Origin of the sequence: Desulfosporosinus sp. I2 (genome assembly GCF_000960765.1) — a bacterium.
GTDB lineage: Bacteria > Bacillota > Desulfitobacteriia > Desulfitobacteriales > Desulfitobacteriaceae > Desulfosporosinus.
On the sequence record NZ_JYNH01000190.1, the window covers coordinates 1 to 7,921 of the forward strand.

7 protein-coding genes are annotated in these 7,921 nt (G+C 42.7%); 5 read left to right on the top strand and 2 right to left on the bottom strand.

The window, feature by feature from the left end; all coding sequences use genetic code 11:
• Positions 1-385 precede the first annotated feature (385 nt).
• On the top strand, positions 386-976 hold the full coding sequence (locus UF75_RS23725; protein WP_045576990.1) for a hypothetical protein: 591 nt from the start codon (positions 386-388) through the stop codon (positions 974-976).
• A gap of 24 nt (positions 977-1,000) precedes the next feature.
• Here the strand turns inward: UF75_RS23725 and UF75_RS23730 are convergent, their stop codons facing one another.
• Positions 1,001-1,834, bottom strand: coding sequence for a glycosyltransferase family 2 protein (locus tag UF75_RS23730; protein ID WP_045576991.1), 834 nt, complete (start codon positions 1,832-1,834; stop codon positions 1,001-1,003).
• 174 nt (positions 1,835-2,008) lie between these two features.
• Here UF75_RS23730 and yabG point away from each other — a divergent pair, with 174 nt between their 5' ends.
• The gene (gene yabG / locus UF75_RS23735; RefSeq protein WP_045576992.1) at positions 2,009-2,845 is read left to right on the top strand and encodes a sporulation peptidase YabG; all 837 of its coding nucleotides are present in this window, start codon (positions 2,009-2,011) and stop codon (positions 2,843-2,845) included.
• A 125-nt stretch (positions 2,846-2,970) separates the two neighbouring features.
• Here yabG and UF75_RS23740 read toward each other — a convergent pair whose 3' ends face one another.
• The gene (locus UF75_RS23740) at positions 2,971-3,309 is read right to left on the bottom strand and encodes a L,D-transpeptidase (RefSeq protein ID WP_045576993.1); all 339 of its coding nucleotides are present in this window, start codon (positions 3,307-3,309) and stop codon (positions 2,971-2,973) included.
• Between the two features lie 124 nt (positions 3,310-3,433).
• Between UF75_RS23740 and UF75_RS23745 the strand changes: the two genes are divergently transcribed.
• The 3 genes from UF75_RS23745 to ispE form a co-directional block, all read left to right on the top strand.
• On the top strand, positions 3,434-4,234 hold the full coding sequence (locus UF75_RS23745) for a cyanophycinase (RefSeq protein WP_045576994.1): 801 nt from the start codon (positions 3,434-3,436) through the stop codon (positions 4,232-4,234).
• A gap of 96 nt (positions 4,235-4,330) precedes the next feature.
• Entirely contained in the window at positions 4,331-6,985 is a 2,655-nt protein-coding gene (cphA, locus tag UF75_RS23750) for a cyanophycin synthetase (RefSeq protein WP_045576995.1), read from the top strand.
• A 131-nt stretch (positions 6,986-7,116) separates the two neighbouring features.
• Positions 7,117-7,921, top strand: an 805-nt coding sequence (ispE, locus tag UF75_RS23755) for a 4-(cytidine 5'-diphospho)-2-C-methyl-D-erythritol kinase (protein ID WP_045576996.1), incomplete at its 3' end; no start/stop codon positions are given.

Genomic DNA, 7,921 nt, shown 5'->3' on the forward strand with positions numbered 1-7,921 from the left:
TTTCAGGTTCTAACCAAGGCTTTCAGCGATAAACAATATTCTTCTTGATTCAGGTGGGGGGGGTCCCCATCTGAATCAAGAAGATAAAACGGATGAACACGAGTATACACCCTTTGCGGTGTATACTTTTTTTTCTAATTGCATGATAAAGGGTTGCCTTAAATGTTAGGCTCATTTCTTCTTTTAACCAAGATATTCAAAGTATCCAAAAGATATTTTAGCATTTCTGGGATAAAAGGTGATCAATTTCCAAACCATAAGGTGGCATAAACATGTGAAACCTTAACGACTGAAGTGGAGCAAGTTAAGCTTAAAGAGAACCTTTACCTTTAGAGCGGGGGTCTAGACTTTATGAAATATTAAAGATAAATGGAGGACGACTGGAGTGGGGAAAACAAAGAATCAGTTGACTAGATGGTCGAATATTATTGCGACGATAGCGACGACAGTACTTGCACTTACGGCTTTGATTACGGTCTATTTGACAGTGGCCGCATGGAAGGTCCAACAAGAGACTGCGCGCCCTTACTTCGTTATGAAGGAATCCCCAAAGATTGACTTAGGAGATGAACTTAGCTTTGAGTTAAGATTCAACAACGTGGGAATACACCCTGCTGTTAATCTTTCCAGCAAAACGGTTGTTTTTGATGAGCAATTATCCGAAAAACCGATTTATCATGATGAAGCCTCAATTGTCAACGAAATCCCCAAAGAAACGTCCTCTAGTTTAGTTGTCACAATCCCTAGCGAAGAGATTTACCCTAAACAGCTGGAGATCAGCGCACAATATATTGTAATTGATCTTCAGTACTCCGATCCCATCTTGAATAAGGCCTATAGTCAAACAATTTATATGAAGTGGAATGGGGTTAAAAAGGGGCAATTGCAACCCACTGTCCATGTCCAGGTCAATGAAAAAGGGAAAATTATAAATTACTTCGAAAAAAATAAACTTGATCCCAAACTTAGAAACTAGTTAATTTACCAGTATTTGAGGTTTTTACTTTGAGGGCACGATGACATGTCGTTCATAAAACAAGCTCTGATATTTTAGAGACTCCTCCCAAAGCCTAAGGATATCAAACCGCCGTTCTGAATGGTAGCCTAATAAGTTGTGTTTTCCAACAGAGCGAGTCAGAGGGATATTTTGACTTAGTGCTATCCCCATAAGACAATCACCAATAATAGTTTCCGCAATTAGTCGGGCATGGCGTCGATGTTTTCTAGGCGAGTGAAGGGCTTCATGAGGAATTGAGGTAACCACTTTAATTGAAAAACTCAGTTTCTTTGCCCAATAAAGGGTGAGCGGGGGAATCGCAATAGCCTCGATCGGAAGGGTTTCTAAGGCGTGTTTAGATAGAGCATGAGGTCCGTGTGTGGGAGTTGCTAGACCGAGACTCTTAAAAAGATCAAGCTCCCTGTTAAGTTTTGAACGAAATCTAAGGACTAGATTGGCGAGCTTTTGACGATGTGGAATGTAGGGATAACAATTTGTTAAGGCGACATCAACACCAGATTCAATGGAAGCTAGGAGCTGGACAAGGCTTTGATAAATATCCCCAGACATATCCCCATCGAGAAAGAGGGCTCCTTCGACTCCTAAATGACGGGCATAAAGCGCACCAACCGCTCTTGGGACATCAATACCTAAAGGCTCCGAAAAATATAAGATATGAATCCGAGGATCTGGTATCAAACGAGCAAGTTCAAACGTCCGATCCGTACAACCGTTAAGAACAAGGATAATATAGCTAATAGGAAGACGTAAAACTGTGGTTAGGACTGCCAAGATGCTCTTTTCTTCATTTTTGGCTGGAATGACTACCCCGAACATCTTAGTTCCCCCTTTACCTAAATTGTTATCATTCTAATATATGCCATTTTGATTAGGTTCGACATAGTATATAGCGATCCAAGAAACTTACTTCATCAGAAGTTTAGTTGAACTTATCCAGGAGGCGTAAGAGAATTCGAACCACAAACCATGAACGGAAAAGGGAGGTAAGCCATGTTTCATGTTGGAGATGTTGTTGCTCGATACTCACATCAACAGGATATTTTCTTCCACATTGCTCAGTTAAACGTTAATTATAAAGGGGAAGAATCAGCAATTCTTAAAGGGATTAATTTACGGCTACTTGCGGATGCTCCAATCTCAGACCTTGTTGCTAAGAGTCCGAGTGAAGTTGCAAATCACGAGCGTAAAGATAGTAAGTTAATATACCAAAAATTACACAAGCTAACCAGTCAAAGGAAAGCGGATTTGGATGATAAACGAGAATTTTTCGAAGTACCGGGGCGGGTGTTGCAACTTGATGGCGACCAAGATTATTTAGACCAATGCATTAAGATGTATCGGCAAATGGGAATTGATGCTAAAGGAATTTGTAAATCTGAAATTGAACAACCGAGAGTTATACGCAAAATTTTACAAGAGAACCCCGCGGATATCTTAGTATTGACTGGGCACGATGGTTTCATTTATGGGAAAAAGGATTTCCACAGTAATGATAGTTACCGTAGCTCACGTTATTTTGTGGAATCTGTTATGGAAGCAAGGCGTTTTCAGCATAATCGAGATGCCTTGGTGATTTTTGCTGGAGCTTGCCAATCAAATTATGAAGCAATACTTTCGGCAGGAGCTAATTTCGCTTCTTCTCCTAAACGTATGCTCATTCATGCTTTTGATCCCGTGTTTATTGTAGAACGAATTGCTTTTACTCCGACAGATCAAATTGTTTCGGTAAAGGATATATTGACCCATACGATCACTGGGACAGATGGGGTTGGAGGGGTCGAAACTAGAGGACAAATGCGTCGGGGCTATCCTAGGAGTCCTTATTAGAGGGCTACGGGGACAGAACGCGCGGACGTAGACAGAGGGACAGTTCTCTTGTCTTTTTAGACAAGAGAACTGTCCCTCTGTCTAACCTGTCTACCTTGTAATCTACGTTCTAGGGCTTTAAGAAATTAGGGCATGATAGTCACAGGGGTACCGGTCCCTACTAGTTGAAAAAGATTTTCAACGTCATGGTTATGCATACGAATGCAGCCTTTAGATACTGCTTGGCCAATGCTGGAGGGGTTATTTGTCCCGTGAATTCCATAATGGGGAATAGAGAGTCCCAACCATCGACTGCCAAAGACTCCGCCAGGATGAACTGTTTTAGCAGCAATGGTGTAGTGGCCTGGAGGAGTGGGGGTTGACCTTTTGCCTACAGCGATTGGATAATAACGAATTCGCTGGGTTCCTTGGTAAAGTTCAAGTATTCGACGAGCGGGATAGATGATAATTCTGTAGTTGGGCATTATATAAGGCCTCCAATCTCAAGGGAATAAAGTTCTATCTTTATGGTATGTTCAGGATTTCCGAATGTTCTTGCATAATTAAACCCTCTTTAGGTAGAGAATAAAGCGGACTGGAGGGATCAAAATGACGGAACACACAGTAGGGAAACTGTTAATTATCGGTGGAGCGGAAGATAAAAAAGAAGAGTGCAAAATTCTAAAACGGTTTATCGAGGAATCAGGTGGTAGAGAAAGCCGTATTACGGTATTAACGGCTGCGACAGAATACCCGCTTCAAGTAGGTTCAGAGTACCACGAACTATTTCTCAGGCTAGGAGCCCAAGAAGTACAGGTTCTGGACGTTTCAGACCGTTCTCAAGCGAATAGACAAGGGATTGGCAAAGATTTTGAAAAATCAACAGGGATCTTTTTTACTGGAGGGGATCAATTACGGATTACAGGTTTGTTGGGGGGGACTGTGCTTGGTGCAATGTTGCAAGAATTATATGAAAAGGGAATCATTATTGCGGGCACGAGCGCAGGTGCCTCTGTCATGTCTGATACTATGATTGTCGGTGGAGAAGCAGGAACTGCCAAAAAGAGTAATTTAACAATGGCGCCGGGATTGGGCCTTTTGCGTTCTGTGGTTATTGACCAGCATTTTGCCCAACGTGGCCGAATAGGCAGGCTTTTATCGGCAATTTCTCAAAATCCCTATGTTCTTGGAGTGGGAATTGATGAAGACACCGCAATTTTAGTTCAGTCTGACGCTCATGTTTTAGTGATCGGTACCAATACGGTAACGGTCGTGGACGCTTCCTCCTCTACCACAACCAACGTTTCCGAAACGACTCCTGGCCAAGCTTTAGTATTAAGCCCAATAATTATGCATGTTCTGTCAGATGGCTACAGTTTTGATCTAAAACGAAGAGTTTCTTTACTTTAACGACGGATTTCCTTTTGAGGAATACCTATTGAGAAAAAGGTTTAAACTAGTGAGGGAAAAAATACCCATGCTACTTTAAGGAGGAACAACAAAAAAATGGAGATTAGAGAAATCCAAGCGATCGAGGGGGCTAATGTCTATTGCCATCGCCCAATTATTCGAGCGATTGTGGATCTCCAAGAATGGACTGAGCGATTTAGTCATGAACTGGGAAATTTCCGTTTTCGGCTAGTAGAGACTTTACCTACTTTGGCAGAGCACCATTGTGCGCTTGGCAAAGCTGGTGGGTTTTTAGAACGACTACAAGAAGGAACCCTTATTGGACATATTATTGAACATGTGACTATAGAGCTTTTGACCTTAGCAGGGCAAACCATTAAATACGGGAAGACTATGGGGATTGAAGAAGAACCAGGTTGGTACGAGATTGTTTTTAACTACGAAGCTAAAGAAGGTGCCATTGAGGGATTTAAACAAGGATATGCCCTTGTTAAAACGCTTTTGGAACAAGGGTCTTTTGATGTAGCAAAAGCGGTAGAGCAAATTAAGAGAGTGACAGCTGAATGCGAATTAGGGGTTTCTACACAAGTTATTGTTGACGCTTGTAAGGAACGGCAAATTCCAGTTCACCGTCTAAATGGGGGCAGTCTATTACAGTTGGGGTATGGACGTAATCAACGCCGTATTCAAGCAACGATTACAGATAAAACGTCGTGCATCGCTGTGGACATTGCTTGTGATAAGGAAATGACCAAAAAGATTCTGCACGACGGTGGAGTACCTGTTCCCTTTGGGCATATTGTAAGGACAGAGGAGGAAGCCGTTGAGGCGTTTCTCATAATGGAATCCGCTGTCGTCATTAAGCCTCTCCACGGAAACCAAGGGAAAGGGGTAAGTCTGAATATCACGTGCTCAGCAGAGGTAAAAGCTGCCTTTAAGGTTGCTCAAACTTATGGGGACTGGGTTATCATTGAAGAATATATAGAGGGGCAACATTATCGTTTAGTTGTTGTGGGAGATCAATTAATTGCCGCCGCAAAACGGATCCCAGCTCATGTGATAGGGGATGGCATTTCAACGATTGCAGAATTAGTTGACCAAACTAATACAGATCCACGGCGTGGGGATGATCATGAGAAGGCCTTAACAAAGATCAAGATTGACTCAGTGGTTCTCTTAACACTCACGCAAAAGAACTTAACTATATCCTCTGTTCCCGATTTAGGGGAAGTCGTGTATTTGCGCGATAGTGCCAATATTAGTACAGGTGGGACTGCTAAGGATGTGACGGATCTCGTCCACCCAGATAATGTTGAGTTAGCGATCTATGCGTCGAAACTAATTGGCTTAGATGTCATAGGGATTGACTTAGTTATTGAGGATATCGAAGAATCTTATCGGGCAGGGAGCGGTCATATCATTGAAGTAAATGCTGCACCGGGGATTCGAATGCACCATTTTCCAAGCGTTGGCAAAGCGCGAGATGTAGGCAGAGCTATTGTCGAAAGAGTGATTCCTTCGGGGAATGGACGAATCCCTATTGTCGCGATAAGCGGAACGAATGGGAAGACAACGACCACCCGAATGATTAGTAAGATGCTGATTGATCAACAACTTGTGGTGGGGATGGCTTCAACGGATGGAATTTTCATTAATAAAAAACAGTGGATGAAAGGGGATACCACTGGACCGGATAGCGCAAGGTTTATTTTGAGACACCCAGATATCCAAGTAGCCGTTTTGGAAACGGCTAGGGGTGGCATTTTAAGAGCTGGGTTGGGTTATGAATACGCTGACGTAGCAGTGATTACCAATGTTTCCAATGATCATTTGGGCCAGTATGGCATTGAGACCCTTGAGGATATCGCTCATGTCAAAAGTCTGGTTGCAGAGGCAGTTAAGCCTCATAGTTTTGTAGTTTTAAATGCGGATGATCCGTATGTCGTACAAATGGCACAACGCACGAAAGGGCGAGTTATCTTTTTCAGTACTGAAAAGGATAATATACAGGTTCTTAGACATTTAGGTAAAGGCGGAATTGCTGTTTTTGTCCGACGTGGCATCATTACACTTTTCCAAGGTTCTCAAGTCTTTAGAATCTGCTCGGTTAAACAATTACCCGTAACTTGGGATGGGAAAGCCAAGCATAACATCCATAATGCTTTAGCTGCGGTCGCTACAGGATGGGCCTTGGGATTGAGCACGGTGGCTATTCGCAATTCTCTTCGAGAATTTTGTTCTGATGCCGAGCACAATCGAGGACGGCTAAATCTTTACGAGCTGGAAGGGGTTCATGTATTTATCGATTATGGACACAATGCAGCGGGTATTCAAGAAATCATCAAAACACTTAAGAACTTTAAAAAGAAATCATTAGTAGGTTGTATTACGGTCCCGGGAGATCGACCGGATAAGACGATACGCGAAGTAGGTAGGATAGCAGCAAAGGGTTTTCAACGCCTAGTTATACGAGAGGATAGGGACTTGCGTGGACGTAAACCGGGGGAAATAGCACAATTGCTCTACGATGAGGCAATACGATGTGGCATGGAGCCTCAGAAGATAAGTATTGAACTTTCCGAAACAGAGGCATTTCGAAAGGGATTAGATAGTTGCGTACCAGGAGATGCATTCGTGATGTTTTATGAGCACCTCGAGCCGATTGAAGAGGAAATCCGGATAAGAATGGAATTACAAAAGGCTTTGTCTTATGAACCAGAACGGAGTGAATGGGTCGTAGTGGGTGAATGATAAAATTGAAAATTGTTAGGGACGAGGAATATCTTCGTCCCTATATTTCTTAGATTTGTGCTGGAACTCTAAGCCAAAAATAAGTATAATGAAAGGAAATACTTTCTTAATGTTCGGAAAGGGCAGTGTAAATGGAACAATCTTTTCTTACAACGTTCGCCTACGCTAAGATTAATCTAGCCTTAGCTATTCTGGGAATACGAGACGATGGGTATCATGAGCTTCAAAGTGTCATGCAATCCATCGCTTTACACGACATTGTTCGAATTCGGCGTCAAGGAGACAAGCTTATATGCCGTTGTGGAACATTAAGTGGTCCCGGAAATTTGGCTTATCAAGCTGCTAAATTATTTTTAGAACGATGCGATCTATCTCAAGGAATCGAAATTGAGATTGAGAAGTATATTCCTATACAGGCTGGTCTAGCTGGAGGCAGCTCGGACGCCGCTGCAACACTTCGATTATTAAATCAACTTTATGGGGAACCTCTTGCTAGGAATGAACTCCTAGAGCTTGCGGCTAGTTGCGGTGCTGATGTCGCTTTCTGTCTTCACGGCGGAACAATGTGGACGACTGGACGAGGAGAGCAACTTGAATTATTGAACTCAGCTCCTAAGATAGATCTGGTCCTAGTTAAACCGTATGCTGGAGTGAATACTAGGGAGGCTTATCGTCGCTTTGACTTAGCCGGACAGGGAGGGAGTTTAACACGTACAAGTTGGGAGAAGGCTTTAACCCAAGGGCCCAAAAACATTGCGGATTTGCTTTATAATGATTTAGAGACAGCATCGGCCCAAATGGTTCCTCAAATTTTGATACTTAAGCAGTGTTTAATCGATCTAGAGTGCCATGGTGCCTTAATGTCAGGAAGCGGTTCTAGTGTTTTTGGAATTGCGAAGGGGAGACAGCATGCTCTAGATGTTGCGAGGCACTTAA